The following is an 18282-nucleotide window of genomic DNA, read 5'->3' as shown; positions in this document are numbered from 1 at the left end:
CCTCCGCCCCGGCCTGGTCGGCGCCGCCGAGCGGCAGGCCGGCGTCGACAGCCGGGCGCGGCTGGAGGAGCTGCGCCGGGACTACTTCGCCACCCTCGCCGAGATCGACGCCGCCGAGCGGGAGTCGCTGGCCCGCCGCCTGGAGGAGCAGGAGCGCGCCGGCCAGGCCGCGGCCGACGCCCGCCGGCGCCGCGCCACGCAGGACGTCCAGGAGCTCACCCGCGACCTCGACGACCGATTCCGGATCAACCGCGAATACGAGGAGCGGGTCCGCCGCCTGCGCGAAGCGGAGGCCGCGGGCGGTGTCACCGCCGCCGAACGCACCCGCCTCGAGACCCTCGCACTTCAGGAGCGCGACGAGGCGCTGCGCCGGCTGGAGCCGCGCGTCGCCGCCGTCCGGCGCGCGAGCACCGAGGGCGCGCGGGAGGCGCGCGACGCCGAGCGCGAGGTCAACGAGATCCTGCGCGAGCGCGAGCGGCTGATCCAGGACAACGAGACCGCCTACGAGCGCTACCAGCGCCGGCTGGAGCGGCTCGGCGACCTGGTGGTCCGGGCCGAGCGGATCGGCCGCCCGGTGCCGGACGCCACCGTGCAGCGCGAGGCCGAGCGCGCCATGGAGGACCTGGAGCGCGCCGAGCGGCGGATCGCGGAGGGCGCCGAGCGGACCTCGGACACGGTGCGCGAGCTCGGGCTCAGCTTCAGCAGCGCCTTCGAGGACGCAATCGTCCGGGGCGAGCGGCTGTCCAAGGTCATGCAAGGCCTGCTGCAGGACATCGCCCGCGTGATCGCCCGCAGAACCATCACCGAGCCGCTCGGCAACGCGGTCTCCTCGGCGCTGTCGGGTTTCTCATTCGACAGCATGTTCAGCGGCATCGGCTCCTGGCTCGGCGGGCTGTTCCGCGCCGAGGGCGGGCCGGTCACGGCGGGGCAGCCCTACGTCGTCGGCGAGCGCGGGCCCGAGTGGTTCGTGCCACGCCAGAGCGGGACGGTGCTGCCGAACGGCACGGCGCCGGGTGGCCCGGTGGTGCACCAGACCATCAACATCGACGCGCGCGGGGCGGACGCCGGCGTCGAGGCCCGGCTGCGGCTGCTGGCCGGGCAGATCGCCCGTCAGGCCTCGGCCATGACGCTGGACGCGATCCGCCGCGGCGGCGCGGCCTACGAGACGGTGCGGGGGTAGCGGCGATGGTCGAGTACGCCTGGCCGGAGGCGCTGCGCCCGACGCGCCTGACCTTCTACCTGCAGCACAACACCACCCGCTTCGTCTCGCCGGTCACCCGCGCGACCCAGGTGCTGCGGCGCGAGGGCGCACGCTGGGTGGCGGAGGCGAGCTTCGACCCGCTGAGCCCGGCCCGCGCCGGGCTGCTGGAGGGCCTGTTGGCGGCGCTCGCCGGCTCGCTGAACACGGTGCGGATCTGGGACTGGCGGCGGGAGTACCGCACCGGCGATCCCCGCAGCCAGGGCCAGGTGCCCGCCGGTCCGTATTCCTTCTCCGACGCCACGCTCTTCACCGACGGCACCGGCCTGGTGGTCGGCTCCGGCAATCCGTCGCTCGCGGCCGGCGCCGCGCGCGGCGCACTCGCCATCCAGACCCAGGGCTGGTGGCCGAATGCGCTCGCCATGGCCGCCGGCGACTACCTCGGCCTTGGCGGGCGGCTCTACATGGCCACCGAGGCGGTGACCGCCTCCGGCGCGGGGACCGCCACCATCCCGATCGCCCCACCGCTGCGCGCCGCGGCGTCGATCGCCGAGCCCCTGGTGCTGACGAAGCCGACCGTGCCGATGCGGCTCGTCTCCGACGACGAGGCGGCCAATCCAACCCGCCCCGGCCGCTTCACATCGATCAGCATCCGCCTGGAGGAGGCCCTGTAGATGGACGGCATCACCGCCACGCCGCGCCTGCACCCGCACGCCGCCGCGGCCGCCACCGCCCGGACCGCCGCCCCCGTCGTGCTGGTCGAGCTCGACTTCGCCTCCGGTCCCTTCCGCGCCTGGACCGGGCTCGGCCCGCTGCACTGGGCCGGCATGGTCTTCGAGGGGATGGGCGCGATCGGCGCCATCTCCGAGGTCGAGGAGACGGTCGAGCTGCGCGCCGTGCGCCTCACCCTGGCGCTCTCGCCGGTGCCGCAGGAGGTGGTGGATATCGCGCTGGCCGAGCGCAGCTTCCGCCTCCGCCCGGCCCGGCTCTGGGGCGCGCTGCTCGATGCCGAGGGCGCCTTCGTCGCCGACCCGTTCCCGCTCTGGGCCGGGCTGATGGACACCATGGAGGTGGTGGACGGGGCCGAACCGCGCGTCGCGCTCACCTGCGAGAGCCGCCTCGTCGACCTCGAGCGCGCCGAGGTGCGCCGCTACACCGATGCCGACCAGCAGGCCGAGTATCCGGGCGACCGCTTCTTCGAGTTCGTCCCCGCCCTGCAGGAGGCGGAGATCCGGCTGCCCGCCCGGTAGCCCATGCGCCATCCGGATTGGGTCGTCCGGCTCGCGGCGCTGCTGGCCGCGGCGGAGAGGCGCGCCTTCGACGCGCGGCGCTGGAACTGCGCCCTGTTCGCGCTGGCCGCGGTCGAGGCGGTGACGGGCGAGCGGCCCGCCTTCCGGGTGCTGCCCGACCTGGCGGGCTCCGCCGACAGCGCCGGCTTCCCCCGCGTCGCGCCGCTGCTGGCGCGCATGGGCGACATCGTCCTCGCCCCCGGTCCCGACCGGCTCGGCGTCGTGCTCGATGCCGGCCGCGCCGCCTTCGTCGGCCCGCGCGGCCTGGTCCGCGCCCCGATCACCGCCTGCGCCCACGCCTGGAGGGTCGAGTAATGCCGGCCGCCGTTCCCCTCATCGCCGTCGTCGCCGGTGGCGTCGCCTCCGCCGCGGTCGGCGGCGGCATCCTCGGCGCCATCGTCGGCGCCGGCGCCGCGTTCGTCGTCTCCAGCATCGGCGTCGCGGCCTTCCCGGCCAAGCGCCCCACCGCGCCCTCGACCCCGCTCCGCCCGGGCGACGATCCCAGCGCGCCCGGCGCCGGCCGCACCCAGTCCTTCCGCCAGCCGATCACCGAGCACCAGATCGTCTTCGGCCGCTGCAAGGTCGGCGGCCCGATCGTCTTCATCCACTCCGCGACCGACGACACCGGCCGCGCCGATGGCTGGTTCTACGCCGTCGTCGTGCTCGCGGCCCACCGCGTCCGCGCCATCGGCGAGGTCTGGCTCGGCGACACCCTCGCCGCGGACCCGAAGTTCGCCGGCCTGGTGCGCATCGACCGCCACCTCGGGGACCCCGAGCAGGCGGCCGACGCCAACCTGATCGCCGAGACCGGCGGCCAGTGGACCGCGGACCACCGCGGCCGCGGACGCGCCTATGTCGCCGTCCGCCTCAAGATCACCGCCGAGGCCTTCCCCGCCGGCCCGCCGAACATCGCCGCCCTCGTCGAGGGCGCCGACACCATCCTCGACCCGCGCACCGGGGCGACGGGCTGGTCGGACAACCCGGCGCTCTGCCTCGCCTGGTACCTGACCGCGCCCTTCGGCTGGAAGGCGTCCTGGGACGACATCGACATCCCGGCCCTCATCGCCGCAGCCAACATCTGCGACGAGCTGATCGGTACCCGCGCCGGCGTCACCGAGCGGCGCTACACCGTGAACGGCCGCGTCTCGCTCGGCGAGGGCAAGATCGCCATCACCCGCAAGCTGGTCGCCGCCATGGCCGGGGCGCTGGTGGTCTCCGGCGGGCGGTTCTTTATCCACGCCGGCGCCCCGGCCCTGCCGGCGGCGACGCTCACCTCGGACGACCTGCGCGGGGACGTCACCATCCAGGGCAGCCGGCCGCGGCGGGATCTCTTCAACGGCGTGCGGGCCGTCTACGTCGACCCGGCGAAGAACTGGCAGCCGACCGACGCGCCGCCGCTGCTGGCCGCGAACTACGTCGCCGAGGACGGCGGCGAGCAGATCTACCGCGATCTGGAATTCCCGCTGACCACTTCGGTGGCGACGGTGCAGCGCCTGATGAAGGCCGAGCTCGAGCGGATCCGTCGCCAGCGCGAGGTGGCCTTTCCGGCCAACCTCTCGGCGCTGCGACTGCGGCCCTGGGACGGCGTGACGGTCGCCCTCGACCGGGTCGGACCCTTCCCGGCGCGGGTCACGGGCTGGCGGCTGTCGCCGGACGGCGGCGTGGACCTCACCCTCTCCGAGGAGGACCCGGCGGTGTGGGACTGGAACCCGGCGGTGGACGAGCGCGCCGCCGGCGACAGCCCCGCCGTCGTGCTGCCGAACCCGGGCGTCATCGCCGCGCCGGCGTCGATCGCGGTCGACACCCCCGTAGGCACCGCCTTCGCGGCCCTCGGCGTGTCCTGGGCCGCGGTCGGCAGCGCCCACCTCGCCGGCTACGAGCTCGAGTTCCGCCCCGCCTCCGTCGCCACCTGGCAGGGCTACGGCGGCGCCCTGGGCGCGACCGCGGCGTCTATCCCCACCACCGAGCCGACCGCCTTCCGGGCGCGCGCGATGGCGCGCAGTGGGGCGGTGTCGGGCTGGCGGGAGGCGGCGATCCTCGCCGCCGTCACCACGCCCGCCGCGCTCGGCATCACCGGCGGCGTGCGCCTCTCGGGCAGCTTCCCGGAGGACGCGGTGCGGCTGCAGGTGTTCGAGGCGTCGTCCAACAGCCTCGCGGCGGCGGTGAAGCTCGCGACCGAGCCCACCGCGCTGCCCTGGGACCGCACCGGCCTCGGCGCCGGCGAGACCCGCTGGTACTGGCTCCGCGCCGTCTCCGCGGAGGGCAACGTCTCGGCCCTCGCCGGGCCTGTCACCGCGACCGCGCTGTAGGAGGCGACATGGCCGCCCGCATCGACGACCTGATGGTCCTCGGCCAGAACATCTCCAAGACCGACCTGGCGAAGTACCTCCGCGACCGCGAGGCGGTGCTGCCGCGCGACTTCGGCGGCCTCGGCGACGGCGCGGCGAACGACCGCGCCGCCCTCCAGGCCTGCTTCGACCGCGCCGCGGCGGACGGGAAGTTCGCCGTCATCCCGCCCGGCACCTGGAACGTCGACGCCGGGGTCACGCTCGGCGGCGGCGCCCGCGGCCTGATCATGCAGGGGGTGATCCAGTACACCGGCGCGGCCAACGCGCCGGCGACCGTGCTGACGCTCGGCGACGGCGGCACCACCCGCAACGGCGAGAAGCTCTACCTCAACCTGCAGGTCACCCGGCAGATCCAGTCGGACTGGCTGAGCGAGGCCGACATCGGGATCGTCGCGCGCAACCTCGACGCCTCGCTGCTCGACCTCCGCCTGGTCTCGGGCTTCACCATCGGCCTGCGCACCCTCGGCGACGGCCGCGGCTTCGAGGACACGACGCTGATCCTCGGGCGCATCCTGAACAACCGCTACGGGCTCGACGTCCGCTGCGCCACCGCGACCGCCTGGAACACCTCGGTGCGCTACTACGGCGGCCACTTCGCCTGCGCGACCGGGATCAACCCCGCCCTCGACCGCTTCGGCATCCGCCTCTCGGCCGAGCCCGGCGCCTACACGAACCACAACCGGCACGTCTTCGACGCGCCGAACTTCGAGCTGCGCCAGCTCGACCCGAATGTGGCGATCCCCTTCCTGAACGAGACCAGCGGCTCGGCCATCATCGGCCGGGCGCTGCGGATGGAGGCCTGCTCGCCGATCGTGGCGCGGCACACCGGGGCGGCGCAGGACTGCGAGTACGAGGTGGCCTGGGCCAACACCTACCGGGTCGGGATCGACTACACCGCGACCGCCACCCGCTGCGGCAACGCCGTCCTCAACCGCCACCGTGCCCCGGCCTCGCGCCACCTCCGGCTGCTCGGAGCGGTGCCCAATGTCCGCGCCGCGGCCTTCCGGCACAGCGCCACCGAGGTCGGGGTGGAGGGCCTGGCGGCGGTCGCCACCTCGACCACCAGCGCCACCACCCTGGCCGGGCTGTCCTTCAACGGGCTGGACAGCGTCACGCCCACCACGCGCGGCCTGCTGCTCGACGCGCAGCGCGGACTCGCCTTCGTGGTCGACTGCTCGCAGGCCAAGGAGTTCGCGCTGGTCCATTCGCTGGTTGGCGGCGCCGACGGCGGCCGGATCTTCGTGCGCTGCTTCGATGGGGCGATGAATGTGCGGGAGAATCTCGCCGGCGACGCGCTGGCCTCGATCACCACCCTGCTGTGGAACATCCCGTCCAAGGCCTGGACCGGCGGGGCGGCCATGGCGGACGCGTCGCTGAACAAGCGCATGACGGTGCGGCTCGGGCCCAGCGTCGCCTTTGCGCAGATCGGCATCGTCGGCTTCGACGGGCAGATCGAGGTCGAGGCGTTGCGGCTGTACGGGCTGCCCGAGGCAACGCCGGCGCTGCTCTGCGGCACCCCGGCCCTGCCGGTGGGGCAGCGGGAGTTTGCGGCGGAGGTGGCGTGGGATCTGCCGAGCCTGGCGCCGGGGGCGACCAGCCTGCTCGACGTTACCGTCACCGGTGCACGGCAGGGGGACCTTGCCCAAGCGGCGCTGGCATCGTCCACGCGCTTCGTCGAGCTCGACGCCGCGGCGTGGTCAAACAACACCGTGCGCGTCATGGCTCGGAATATCTCGCCGACGGCCACCTTCGATCTCGGCGTGGCGACGCTGTCCGTGGCGGTCAGGAAGCGCCGGATCCCGTAGCAAGGCACACCCATTGTGCATTGACCTTACCACATAGGAAGGGTGCAGGCTCTCCACCAAGGAAGCAGCCGGAGGCCGCTCGGATGCTCTACCGCCGAGGCAGCATGCTGGAGGATCGAATCCTGATCGCACTCCGACAAGCAATGGCCGATGGGCGCATTGATGTCGCCGATCACTTGCTGTGTGCGATCGAGATCCTCGCGACTGGGGCCGTCCCAGGATCAGCCTTGGCGGAAGCCTATAGGACGATCGCGGCCTCGTCGGCACCTTCGACGAGCCTCAATGCACCCGAGGCAGACATACCGGCGGCGCGTCCACGCCGGTCTTCCGCCTCCCCAGTCTTACACCCGGGCTCCGGAGGCCGGCGCCGACCACGCTGACTGAGGGCCAGACTACGTCCACACCCGTGGTCGCTGCCGAAAACGATATGCTTGGTCCTGTGATCGGCGCCACCGGCGACAGGCCGCACCGCTTCCCACGCAATGCCCGCTGCACTGTCTCGCTGCGTGAGCATCGCTATCCGGCCTCCGGCCGCGAGGCATGCTCTCGATCGCGGGCGATGTCCGGGGTTGGCTGCCAAACGAGCGGCAGGTCGCCGTAGAGGTGCCGAAACGCGAATTCGAAGCCAACATCGCGCAACTGCCGGACGGACCTGATCGCTGCCGTCATCTGGGCGACCAGTTCCTGTTCCGCAATCCGAAGCGGGCTTTCGCGTGGCACACCTGCGGGATTCGCCCTTACTGCGGCGGCGAGGACCGCGACGCCCAGCATCCAGGGATCGAACTTCTCCGAGAGCAGATAGCGGCTGCTGCGCATCGGATGCAGCCATTTCAGCAGCATCGCCGTTGCAGGGTTACTGGCCGCACGAATCCACGGAGCCAGGAAGAGGCCGTAGGCCTGATCGCTGAACTCAGAGACCTGGCGTGCGCGATCGAAGGCCGAGGGCGGTTGCTCGAAGGGCAGATCCTCGACACGACGCTCCTCGAACACGACGCGGTAGTGCGGCTTCCGGCAATTCGGATCGCCTGTCGGGTTGTCGATCTTCATCTCATACAGGCCGGGGGCGAGCGCCTCGACATCGTGCAGAGATTCCAGGATCGCCCGGTGCTCGAAGCGCGCCACCGAAGCCGACACAAAGATGCCGAGATGCCCGACCTTCCGATTGATGAGATAGACGATGCGCTGTCCCGCGCGCTTCAGTCCCTCGGTGTTGCCATGGACATGACGGACCCAGGCTAGGGCCTGATGCGGCGGGCTGATGTCGTCGCCGTAGGAAGCGAAGACAACGAGCGGGCTGGCGAGCCTGCGTAGATCGATCGGGATCCCGTCACCGAGATCGAGCACGCCTCGCTCCAGTTCATTGCCGACGAAGAGATGACGCACGATGGCGGTGATCTCCTCGCGGCTCAGCGCAAAGAAGGCGTTCCACCACCGCTCGAAGGCGAGGAAGCGGTCGTGTTCGCCCGCGGGATCCAGGAACAGCGTTGCGTACTTCTCCCACAGCGTGTTGTCGGGCTTGAGCGTCTCGAAATTCTGCACCAGCCACGCACCGTCGAACTGACCGTCGCCCAGGTCGGCAAGCAGCCGCACCGGCCACACGCCGCCGACCAGGCCTCCCGCGAGGCGCATCGGGTTCACGCCGGCCTCGCCGGACCAGTAGGACAAGGGAGAGCCGTTCAGCACGACCGGCCCAAGCGCGCCCTGGCAGTGCAAGGCCAGCAGGATCGCAGCCCAGCCTGCCTGACAATTGCCGTACAGGATCGGTAGTTTCCCCGGGTGCCGCGCCAGGACCTCGTCGGTGAAACTGCGCAGCGCGTGCAGCACGTCGACCAGGGTCTGGCCTGGACAGGGGGCCGGGAAGAAGCTCACGAAGTAGACCGGGTAGCCCTCATGCAAGGCGATCCCGAGTTCGGACTCGCGCCGGTAGCCTCCAATGCCGGGTCCGCTGCCTGCGCGTGGGTCCATGACGATCAGCGGTGGCTTGTCGGGATCAAGGCAATGGTCCGCCTGATCGTTCCCGTAGGCGGTGATCCGGAGCAGCGCGTAGTTGACGGGCCGCGCGAAGCGCCGCGCGTCCAGCAGCGTCTCGTGGCGGAAGGCGAGCACGTCCGGGGCGCCGGACGCCTCGCGCTCCAGCATGTCGTTGGCGCGCTCCCGGAGCGTGTCCCAGAAGAGGATCGCGCGCTGCCAGGCATCAAGGCCGTAGGCCCAGGCATTCGTGACATCCGGAAGCAGCAGCGGGGGCTGTGTCGCATCATCCATCGGGCTTCGTCCTCAGGAGCTCTGATGCGTGCCGGCAGGCTGCGCGGCACAAGGCACGCGCCTGCCGGCACGCCAAGGCGCTACCGCGCTGGCCCCGCCATGCCGCGCGCCATCGGGCCGGGGCTGCCGGGCAGGATGAGCCAAGCGAGCGCCTCAACAGTGCGCCGCTGACCATCATCCAGTGCGGGCATCAGCGTCGCGGCAGCCTCGCGACAGGCACGGGCGCGCTCGAGTTCGGCGGTGAGCCGAGCCTCCTGGGCGGCGAAATGCTGCTCCAGGCCGGCGCCCGGCGCGACGGCCGGAATTCTGCCGCGCGCCTCGCGGAAGCGGGTCGCTGCCTCGCGGATCTTGGCCGCGAAAGCGTTCCACGCCGCTTCCTGGTCGGCGCGAATGCGAAGTTCCGCCCGCAGGAAGGCGAGCCCGCCCTCCGCCCGCTCGGCGAGCAGGTCATGCAACTGCTCACCCATTCCCGCCCCTTGCGGCGCGCCGCCCTGCATGCCTCGCATGGGCATCCCGCCGCCCATCATGCCGGGCATTCCACCACCGCCCATGCCGGGACGCCCAATGGTGCGCCGGCCATCCTGATCTTCCACGTCCACATGGATGTCTGGACCGACGTTGATGATGACGTTCATCGGCGTGCCGTAGGGGCCGTGGCGTCGCATCATGCCCATCCCCATGCCGGGCCGGCGATCGTCGCCGCCCATCATCATCGGCATGCCGCCTTGGCCACCCATCATTCCCATCATGCCCATGCCACCACCCGGCGCGGGTGCCGCCGGGACGGATGCCGCGGGGGCGGGCTGCGCCGCGCTGGGGGCTGCCGTCGCGGCGGCGCCGCCAGGGTGATGCGGATCCGCCGCCGGGGCCTGCTGAGCCATTGCTGGCCATGCGAGCAGAAGCGCCGCCGCCAAGGCGGCTCCGTGAGTCATGCGCGCAGACATGGTATCTCTCCTCCTTGCCATTCGCGCCGGCGTGCTCCGGAATGGAGCTCGCGCTTCCAGTGTTTTGGATGACGCGACGTTTCGATCATGGTGCTTCGGGTCCCGGCGCATTGGCGCGCCGCGCCGCGAGCAGCGCGAGCGGCGGGACCACAGCCCACTGCAGCAGTGGCGCGAGCCCCGTGCCGAGCCAGGGCAGCCGTGGCATCGCCTCGGTGTAGGCCCAAGCCTGCCGGATCTCGACGTTCAGCCACTCGCTGTAAATCGTGTAGGCGACCCCGACCGTGACCGTCGCGCTCAGCACCCGGGTGAAGCCTCGCGCCGGCCAGGCATCCTCGCCCGCCAGCAGCAAGGCCCAGGCGAGTGCGGCAACGCCGATCAGCGCATCGCCCAGCGTGCAATGCAGGACGGCATAGGCGATCGTTCCCGAACCGCCATCCCGCCACAGGGTATAGAGCGGCAGCTGCGCGACCTCCCACGTCAGCATGGCCGGCACGAGGAGCATCGTGTAGGCCCGCATGGATCGGAGCCAGGACGCAGGGCGCCATGCGGTGCGAGACGGGCCATCCATGTGCCGCTACCCGCGTCATGCCGCGACCGCCGGCGCTGTCGCGCCGGCCTGCGCTATATCCCGCCGAAGTGTGGCCAGCCGATGCTCGCCCTGGCGCCCAAGGAGGCGAGCATTGAACGCCACGACTACTGTGGAAAGGGACATCAGCGCGGCGCCCATGGCCGGTGTCAGCAGGATGCCCCAAGGCATCCCGACACCGGCGGCGAGCGGAATCGCGATGACGTTGTAGCCGGTCGCCCAGACCAGGTTCTGCGCCATCTTCGCGTAGGTCGCGCGGGCCAGGGCCAGGATCGCCACCACGTCGCGCGGGTCGTTCCGCACCAACACGATGTCGGCCGCCTCGGCCGCGACGTCGGTCCCGGCGCCGATGGCGATGCCGAGGTCGGATTGCGCCAGCGCCGGCGCGTCGTTCACCCCGTCGCCCACCATCGCGACCGTCAGGCCCTTCGCCTGGATCGCCTGCACAACCTCCGACTTCTGATGCGGCAGCACTTCGGCGCGAACCTCATCCAGGCCAAGCTCCCGCCCGACCTGTTCAGCCACCGGGCGCGCGTCGCCGGTCAGCATCATGCAGCGCAGGCCGAGCGACTGGAGCTGGCGGACCGCTTCGCGGCTCTCAGCGCGGACGATGTCCGCCAGGGCGACGGCGCCCGTGACGACGCCCCCGACCACGACGAAGACGACCGTGCGGCCGGCCTGGCGCTCGGCGGCCACACGCGCGTCAGCCACCGCGATGCCACGGCGGTCGAGCGTGCCGGGGCTCACGACTTCGACCTCGCTGCCCTCGATGATGGCGCGAGCGCCTTCGCCAGGCAGGTTGCGGAAGTCCAACGCCTGCGGGGCGACGATGCCGCAATCCGCGGCGCTGCGCATGATGCCCTTGGCGATCGGATGTTCGGACGCCGCCTCGAGCCCCGCGGCCAGGCGCAGCACCGCTGCCTCGTCATGGCCGGCAGCGAGCGGCACCACCGAGACCACCCCGAAGCGGCCCTCGGTCAGCGTGCCTGTCTTGTCGAACACCACCGCCTGCAGCGCGCGCGCCCGCTCGAAGGCGGCGCGGTCGCGGATCAGCAGCCCGTTGCGCGCGGTGAGTTCGGTGCTGACCGCGACCACCAGCGGTACGGCTAGGCCGAGCGCATGCGGGCAGGAGATGACCATCACCGTCACCATCCGTTCCAGCGCGAAGGCCAGCGGCGCGCCGAGGATCAGCCATACGACGAAGGTGCCGCCACCCACGACGATCGCCACCCAGGTCAGCACCGCAGCGGCGCGGTTCGCCAGGTCCTGCGTGCGCGAGCGCGTGGCCTGCGCCTGCTCGACCAGCCGGATGACCTGCGAGAGATAGGTCTCGCCTCCGGTGCGGTCGATCCGCACGGTCAGCGCGCCCTCGCCGTTCACCGAGCCGCCGACGACGCGTCCGCCGGCGGTCTTATCCACCGGCCGCGATTCACCGGTCAGCATGCTCTCATCCACCGAGGAGCTGCCCTCGGTCACGGTGCCGTCCGTTGGCACCTTCGCACCGGGCCGCACCAGCACCAGGTCGCCGGGCTTCAGGGCGGAGATCGGCACTTCCGCCTGCGCCCCGCCTGGGCCTAGCCGCGTGGCCGTTGCCGGCATCAGCCGCACCAGCGCCTGCAGCGCGCCGGACGCGCCGAGCACCGACTTCGCCTCCAGCCAATGACCCAGCAGCATGACGAGGATGAGTGTCGCGGTCTCCCAGAAGAAGACATCACCCGCGAGGCCAGCGAGCACTGCAAGGGAGTAGATGTAGGCGGAGACGATCGCGAGGCTCACCAGCGTCATCATGCCCGGCTTGCCGCGGCGAACCTCATCGGTGAGGCCGGTGATGAAGGGCCAGCCGCCATAGAAGAACACCGCGCTGGCAAGCGCTGCTTCCACAAGGTAGTCGCCGGGGAAGGCAATGATCTCCGGCAGGCCGATCAACATCTGAATGTGCCGCGACAGCAGCACCACGCCGATGGTCAGGGGCAGGCAGATCCAGAACCGGCGGCGGAAATCGGCCACCATGGCGCCGTGGTCGTGGCCGGCCTGGCCGTGCGCGGCATGGCCCTGTTGATCATGGCCGGCGGCTGGCGACGCGGAAGCCGTCGCCATCGCATGGTCGCGATGATGATGGTGGTGGGCATGCTGCCCGCGGTCCGACGCCGCGCCCTGTGCTCGATCGTTCATGGTCATTCCCAACAATGAGGCAGCGGACCGGTGCGCTGCTTGACGTGCATCAATCTGTCCGGCGCGTAAGCAATTCAATTCCGCCTGGGTGCCCTGGCGATCCGGTCATCGTGCCGATGGCGCCGGCCCACTGCCCAGGCGCGGAAACCAGCCGGGCACTTGCGCCCGCCAGGTCGCGTACTCCTTGCCGAAGCGCGCCGCTGCCTCGCGGTCCTCACGGATGGCAAGGCGGACGTACATTGCGACCAGCACGGGATACATCAGAAGCGTGACCAAGGTCGGCCACTGGAACAGGAAGCCGGTCATGATGAGGATGAAGCCCGCATATTGCGGATGACGCAGCCGTGCGTAGGGACCGGTCGTGGCCAAGCGGCCGGCACGAACGGCCCGAAACAGCACCGGCCAGGCCGCGGCCACCAGCCAGAAGCCGCCAATGATCAGCACCGTGCTGAGCACATGGAACGGCCCGAAATGCGGATTCACGCCGACCCCGAGCATCATCTCTGGCAGATGGCCGGCATCATGGCTGAACCAGTTGACGCCGGGCCAGCGCGTCTGCAGCCAGCCGGACAGCAGGTAAATGGTCAGGGGAAAGCCATACATCTCCGCGAACAGGGCAACGATGAACGCGGAGAAGGCACCGAAGCTGCGCCAGTCCCGCGCATTCAAAGGGCGCGCGAAGCTGTAGGCGAAGGCGATGAAGAGAGCCGCGTTCGCTGCCGCCAAGATCCAGAAGCCGTAGCCTTCCATGGCGTTCATGACCGCCCCCCGGGGCGCGGGCCATCGCTGCCACCATGTCCACCGTGACCCCCGTGCATGAAGATGTGCATCAGCGGGCACAGCAGCAGGATGCCGAATGGCAGCCACTGGAAGACGTGGGCCGTATGCTCAAGAAGCAGATACAGCGCGGCGACCGCGCCGAAGGCCAGGAAGACCAAGCCGGTCCGGCTCCGCCAGAATCCTGGCTCCGCTGGAGAGCCGCCGTGTTGATGAGCGTGATCGGACATGGATATCATTCCTCTGGTTACGCGATCGGGCGCGAGTGCCGCCCAGGAACCCCGGTGCCTCACTCGACCTGCTGCGGTGAGGTACCGGCCGAGGATGTCGCCCGTGTCAGCCATCCATGACAAAGTATGTCGAGGTTGAGCCGTCAGCCGGGCAGACGTTCGGACTTCCACCCCGAAGCACGGAGCGCGGCGTCGAAGCGGTCGGCGTCGGTCAGGGCGGTCGCGATGCGGACCTCGCGCGCATCGAGGTCGAACGTCGTCTGCGCGATGGGGTCGACCTCGCGAAGAGTCGCGGCGACGCCCTTCGCGCAGCCGCCGCAACCCATGTTGGATATCCGGAAGCGAAGCATGGAACCCTCCTGTGGTTCGTTCTGCCGACGCTTCAGACTCTGATCCTTCCCACGATCAGAGGGTCAACATCCGCTTCATGACAAAATATGACAGTCATGACGCATGTCATGATGCTGTCGATCTGCGCGATCCATTCGCGGGCTGGACATGCTTTGTCGTGGATGCGTTATCGCGGCGTCATAACTGGCGCGGAGCATGCGATCTGGGAACCAAGGAGACCCAGCCAATGATTCCGTTTCCTCGCCGTGACCTGCCATTCCTGCTCGCGGGCGCCGGACTGATCGCCTCGTCGCGCGGGGCCCGCGCCGCCGAAGACTGCACGGGCACCGTCTTCACCGCCGACGAAGGCGCCGCGAGCATCAGCGCGATTGACCTCCGCACCGGCACGGTATCGACCACTGTCCTGCAGGTGACGCCGCACAACGTCCAGGCCGTCGCTGGCGGGCGCCGGCTGTTCGCGGTCGGCACCGCGGCCGGCGCGCATGGCGCGGATCATGCGCAGGCCGGCGGCCGCCTGGTCGTGCTGGAACCGGTGTCGGGCGCCGCGCCACGCGTCCTGGCGGAGATCGCCGCCGGCCGGCATCCGGGGCACGTCGTGGCGGATGCCACGGGCGAACGCGCCTTCATCACGGATTCCGAGGCGGACGCCTTGCTCATCGTCGATGTCACGCAGCGCCGCGTCGCGGCGAGCGTGCCGGTAGGCAACTATCCCCATGGGCTGCGGCTCAGTCCGAACGGCCGCGAAGCCTGGCTCGCCAACGTCCGGGATGGCACCGTTTCGGTGGTGGACGTCGCGGCCGGCCGCGAGGCCGCGCGGATCCCGGTGGGGCCCTCGCCCGTGCAGGTCGGCTTCGCTCCGGACGGAGGGCGCGCCTATGTCTCGCTGCGCGGGGCGAACGCCGTCGCCCAGATCGATGCGCGAACCCGTCGCGTCCTGCGACGGATCCCTGTCGGCCCCGGGCCGGTACAGCTCTTCGCCACGCCGGACGGCAAGCTCCTCTATGTCGCTAATGAAGGCACGCGCGCCGTGCCGGGAACCACGGCCTCGGTGATCGACCTCGCCGCAGGCAGCGTCGTGGCGACGATCGAGACCGGGCGCGGTGCGCATGGCGTGGTGGTGTGCGAGCTCGGCCGCCGCGCCTTCGTGACCAACCTCTACGACGACACGCTGACGGAGATCGACGTTGCGACCCAGACGGTGCGGCGTCGCGTCCGTGTTGGACGGACGCCGAACGGCGTGACTTGGGCACCGGTCTGACGCGGTAGGTGGCGAGCGGCTCAGGCCGGCTCGCCACCCCGGAAGCGCATAAAGGTCGTGTGCCGGCCGGCGGCGTCGAAGGCGATCACGTCGTAGACCTCGCCGGGCTGGCCGGGAACCTCCATCCCGGGCGCGCCGATCGGCATGGCCGGCACCGCAAGCCCGAGGATGTTGGACGGGCGATCGGCAAGCGCTCGTCGTACGGCGAGCGCGGGCACATGCCCCTCCAAAACCAGGCCCGCCACCCGCGCCGCATGGCAGGACAGAAGGTCCGCCGGCGTGCGAAGCATCTGCCGCACCGGGCCGAGCGCCGGCAGGACGGTCTCGCGCGCCGTGAAGCCTGCTTCCCGCATATGCGTGACCCACGCACTGCAACAGCCGCAATTCGGATCCCGCCAGACCTCGAGCAGCAGGTTCGTTTGCGCCCCGGCGGGCCACGCGGACAGGGCGCCGAGGCCGATCAGTACGCCGCGCCGGTGGATTATCATCATCGTTTCTCCTTCCTATCCGGCGCGCGGCAGCGTCAGGATCGCGACCAGACCGCCACTTGGCCGGTTGTGCAGCGCGACCGTTCCGCCATGGCGTTCCGCCACCTGGCGCGCGATGGTCAGACCAAGGCCCGAGCCGCTCGAGTCCGGATTGCGGGACGGATCGAGCCGACGAAAGGGCTCGAACGCCGCCTCGATCTCCGCCTCCGGAATGCCCGGCCCGTCATCCTCTACCGCAACTTCCACGGAGCTACCGTGATCCCGCAGCGTCACGCGCGCCGCACCGCCGTACTTCACGGCATTGTCGATAAGGTTAGCGAGCGCGCGCTTGATGGCGATCGGCCGACAGGCAAGGCGCACCTGGGATGGTCCGTCATAGGAAACGTTACGGCCTGCGTCCGTGGCATCATCGCACAGCGTTTCCAATATCGCCGCAAGATTGGTCACGCGTAGTTGCTCCTGCTCAGCCTCACCGCGCAGATAGGCGAGCGTCGCCGTGATCATCCCCTCCATCTCGTCGAGGTCGGCATCGATCTTTCGCTGTGTCTCCTGATCCTCAATGAAGCCGGCTCGCAGGCGGAGCCGCGAAATCGGAGTGCGCAGGTCGTGGCTTAACGCGGCCAGCGCCTGGACGCGGTCCGCGATCAGGCGATCGATGCGTGCCTGCATGCGGTTGAAGGCTTGGGCGGCATGCCGCACCTCGCGCGGGCCATCCTCCGGGACCGGCAGGGTTGGGCCCGGACGCCCGATGCGATCCGCCGCGATGGAGAGCTCCCGCAGCGGTCGCGCAATCAGCCGAACGACCAGCAGGGCGAGCAGCAGGATTCCAGCGCCCATGGCGCTCGTGGACAGCAGCGTCGCGTGCTCCACCACGGTCGGCCGGAACAGCGCGGCAGCGAAGTTCAGCCAGGTCCCGTCCGGTAGCTGCAATGCGCCAACCAACTGATGGCTGTTGCCGCCGGCGCCGGCTGAACTGTCTACTGCCTCATCGGCATAGCCTAAACGCATACCCCGATCGGCAAGCGCGGGTTCCAGCTCCAGCAGCCGCGTGCGGACGGCTTCGATGCGCGCACTCGTCTCATCGGTGAGATGCACCGTAGCCATCGGCGTCCAGTGCAAGTCGAGCCCGATCGAGGATAGTGCATGCGCCATGCGGTCGCGATCCGCCTGCGGCAGTTCTGCGACCGCGCGCTTAGCCGTCGCCAGACGCTCGGCGAGTTGGCTCTCGCGCGTCGAGCCCAGCACGGCTTCGGTGCCGGTCTGGTGCAGCCACAGACTGCCAAGGTGGAAGCCCAGCAGCCCGACCAGTAGGACCAGAACGATCCGCCCGCCGAGGGTGTCGGGCAGCAGCCTCCGCATCATCCGCGCGTCACGGCGGGGATGAACATGTAGCCGGCACCGCGAATGGTCTTGATGATTGCCGGGCTGTCGGCGGTCGGTTCGACCTTCCTGCGAAGCCGGCTGACCATGACATCGACCGAACGGTCGATACCGTCCGAGACGCGGTTGCGCGCCAGATCCAACAGCTGATCGCGGGTCAGCACGCGCTGCGGATGCTCGCAGAAGGCCAGCAGCAAGTCGTACTCGCCGCTCGAAAGATCCACGATGCTCATGTCCGGCGCCGTCAACTCACGCCGCCGCGTGTCCAGGGACCAACCGGCGAATAGAATGCGATCCCCCGCGGCGCCCGCCAGCCTCGCCTCCTCGACCGGCTGGGCGCGGCGCAGGACGGCGCGGATGCGGGCCAGCAGTTCCAGGCGGCTGAAGGGCTTGGGGATGTAGTCATCCGCCCCGAGCTCGAGGCCGACGATGCGGTCCGTTTCGTCGCCTCGCGCCGTCACCATGATGATCGGCACCCGCGTCTTGGCGCGCAGTGCCCGGGTCAGGTCCAACCCCGACTGGCCCGGCAGCATCACGTCGAGCAGGATCAGGTCCACCGGCGCATTGCTGAGCGTCTCCCACATCTCCCGCCCATCGCGCGCGCCGGTCACGCGATAGCCGTTCTGGCGTAGGAACTTCGCGATCAGCGTGCGCATCTCGCCGTCATCCTCGACGACGACGATATGGGCTTCATGCGCGATTATGTCTGCGGCCATGGCACGTGCTCTTCTCGGTTCTCGTGGCCTTGAGCCTCATATTAGAACTTAGAATAGCGACCGAATGCCGATGACCGCATAGCTATTGGTCGTTCGCTCTCCGTCATGGCGAGCCTCGTTCGCGGTCCTGCCCAGCAGGCTTCCCCAGCCCACCTCGACATAGGGCGCGATGCGCGGCGTGAATTCGTACCGCAGCTGGAGAGAGAGCCTGATGTCCGTGAAGCCGGCGTAGGTGCCCTGCTCTCGGTCGTCGGCGGATTGAACGTTGGTCGTCAACTTCGGCCTGAGGTACATGCCGGGACCGGAATCGCGAAAGACTTCGCGTGCGAGTAGCAGGTCAGTGGATAGTTCCAGCCGGCCTGCGGCCACGCCCTGCTCGCTCAGAGTCTGTCTCGAATCTCATGTGGAACGTGCGAGGCGGCGCAGCAGGAGCATGACGGAGGCGGCGTAGAGGAAGGCGTTGGCGGAGGCGATGGTG

General features: G+C 70.3%; 17 protein-coding genes and 1 pseudogene. 7 read left to right on the top strand and 11 right to left on the bottom strand.

Annotated elements, in window-relative coordinates:
* From FK498_RS10715 to FK498_RS10690, 6 genes and pseudogenes are all read left to right on the top strand, one after another.
* Positions 1 to 1180, top strand: a pseudogene (locus FK498_RS10715) (tape measure domain-containing protein); the annotation flags it as partial.
* A 5-nt stretch (positions 1181 to 1185) separates the two neighbouring features.
* On the top strand, positions 1186 to 1872 hold the full coding sequence (locus tag FK498_RS10710; RefSeq protein ID WP_141854371.1) for a hypothetical protein: 687 nt from the start codon (positions 1186 to 1188) through the stop codon (positions 1870 to 1872).
* Positions 1873 to 2448, top strand: a complete 576-nt coding sequence (locus FK498_RS10705; RefSeq protein WP_141854369.1) for a hypothetical protein — start codon at positions 1873 to 1875, stop codon at positions 2446 to 2448.
* A gap of 3 nt (positions 2449 to 2451) precedes the next feature.
* Positions 2452 to 2802 (top strand): DUF6950 family protein, encoded by a 351-nt coding sequence (locus FK498_RS10700; protein ID WP_141854367.1) that lies wholly within the window; start codon positions 2452 to 2454, stop codon positions 2800 to 2802.
* Positions 2802 to 4796 carry a phage tail protein gene (locus FK498_RS10695; RefSeq protein ID WP_141854365.1) on the top strand — a complete coding sequence of 665 codons (1995 nt, stop codon included), beginning with the start codon at positions 2802 to 2804 and terminating at the stop codon, positions 4794 to 4796. The genes FK498_RS10700 and FK498_RS10695 overlap by 1 nt, the downstream gene beginning before the upstream one ends.
* Before the next feature lie 8 nt (positions 4797 to 4804).
* Positions 4805 to 6640: a hypothetical protein gene (locus FK498_RS10690; protein WP_141854363.1), complete on the top strand. Its 1836-nt coding sequence runs from the start codon at positions 4805 to 4807 to the stop codon at positions 6638 to 6640.
* Between the two features lie 516 nt (positions 6641 to 7156).
* Here the strand turns inward: FK498_RS10690 and FK498_RS10685 are convergent.
* The 7 genes from FK498_RS10685 to FK498_RS10655 all read right to left on the bottom strand — a co-directional run bounded on the left by FK498_RS10685 (position 7157) and on the right by FK498_RS10655 (position 13961).
* Entirely contained in the window at positions 7157 to 8902 is a 1746-nt protein-coding gene (locus FK498_RS10685) for a DUF3141 domain-containing protein (protein WP_141854361.1), read from the bottom strand.
* 80 nt (positions 8903 to 8982) lie between these two features.
* Positions 8983 to 9846, bottom strand: a complete 864-nt coding sequence (locus FK498_RS10680; RefSeq protein WP_141854359.1) for a Spy/CpxP family protein refolding chaperone — start codon at positions 9844 to 9846, stop codon at positions 8983 to 8985.
* Between the two features lie 85 nt (positions 9847 to 9931).
* Positions 9932 to 10363: a hypothetical protein gene (locus FK498_RS10675; RefSeq protein ID WP_202614814.1), complete on the bottom strand. Its 432-nt coding sequence runs from the start codon at positions 10361 to 10363 to the stop codon at positions 9932 to 9934.
* A gap of 66 nt (positions 10364 to 10429) precedes the next feature.
* Complete coding sequence (locus tag FK498_RS10670) at positions 10430 to 12610, bottom strand: heavy metal translocating P-type ATPase (RefSeq protein ID WP_202614813.1); 2181 nt, start codon at positions 12608 to 12610, stop codon at positions 10430 to 10432.
* Between the two features lie 99 nt (positions 12611 to 12709).
* A complete protein-coding gene (locus FK498_RS10665) occupies positions 12710 to 13363 on the bottom strand; it encodes an isoprenylcysteine carboxylmethyltransferase family protein (RefSeq protein ID WP_141854355.1) in 654 nt (217 codons plus the stop codon).
* Positions 13360 to 13611 (bottom strand): DUF2933 domain-containing protein, encoded by a 252-nt coding sequence (locus FK498_RS10660; protein WP_141854353.1) that lies wholly within the window; start codon positions 13609 to 13611, stop codon positions 13360 to 13362. Before FK498_RS10660 ends, FK498_RS10665 begins: the two co-directional genes overlap by 4 nt.
* A gap of 143 nt (positions 13612 to 13754) precedes the next feature.
* Positions 13755 to 13961 (bottom strand): heavy-metal-associated domain-containing protein, encoded by a 207-nt coding sequence (locus FK498_RS10655; RefSeq protein WP_141854351.1) that lies wholly within the window; start codon positions 13959 to 13961, stop codon positions 13755 to 13757.
* Between the two features lie 77 nt (positions 13962 to 14038).
* Here FK498_RS10655 and FK498_RS10650 point away from each other — a divergent pair, with 77 nt between their 5' ends.
* A complete protein-coding gene (locus FK498_RS10650) occupies positions 14039 to 15220 on the top strand; it encodes a YncE family protein (RefSeq protein ID WP_202614812.1) in 1182 nt (393 codons plus the stop codon).
* A 20-nt stretch (positions 15221 to 15240) separates the two neighbouring features.
* Here FK498_RS10650 and FK498_RS10645 read toward each other — a convergent pair whose 3' ends face one another.
* Genes FK498_RS10645 through FK498_RS10630 form a run of 4 tightly spaced genes read right to left on the bottom strand, consistent with a single transcriptional unit; the run spans position 15241 to position 18188 of the window.
* Positions 15241 to 15711, bottom strand: a complete 471-nt coding sequence (locus tag FK498_RS10645) for a DUF411 domain-containing protein (protein WP_141854349.1) — start codon at positions 15709 to 15711, stop codon at positions 15241 to 15243.
* Between the two features lie 12 nt (positions 15712 to 15723).
* On the bottom strand, positions 15724 to 17067 hold the full coding sequence (locus tag FK498_RS10640; RefSeq protein ID WP_141854347.1) for an ATP-binding protein: 1344 nt from the start codon (positions 17065 to 17067) through the stop codon (positions 15724 to 15726).
* Positions 17067 to 17804 carry a response regulator gene (locus FK498_RS10635; protein WP_141854345.1) on the bottom strand — a complete coding sequence of 246 codons (738 nt, stop codon included), beginning with the start codon at positions 17802 to 17804 and terminating at the stop codon, positions 17067 to 17069. The genes FK498_RS10640 and FK498_RS10635 overlap by 1 nt, the downstream gene beginning before the upstream one ends.
* Before the next feature lie 48 nt (positions 17805 to 17852).
* Positions 17853 to 18188, bottom strand: coding sequence for a copper resistance protein B (locus FK498_RS10630; protein WP_255581485.1), 336 nt, complete (start codon positions 18186 to 18188; stop codon positions 17853 to 17855).
* Between the last annotated feature and the right edge of the window lie 94 nt (positions 18189 to 18282).

Source organism: Elioraea sp. Yellowstone (assembly GCF_006704265.1).
Classification (GTDB): domain Bacteria; phylum Pseudomonadota; class Alphaproteobacteria; order Acetobacterales; family Acetobacteraceae; genus Elioraea.
The sequence above is the reverse complement of the archived record's forward strand: the minus strand, read 5'-3'. Positions and strand labels throughout refer to the sequence as shown.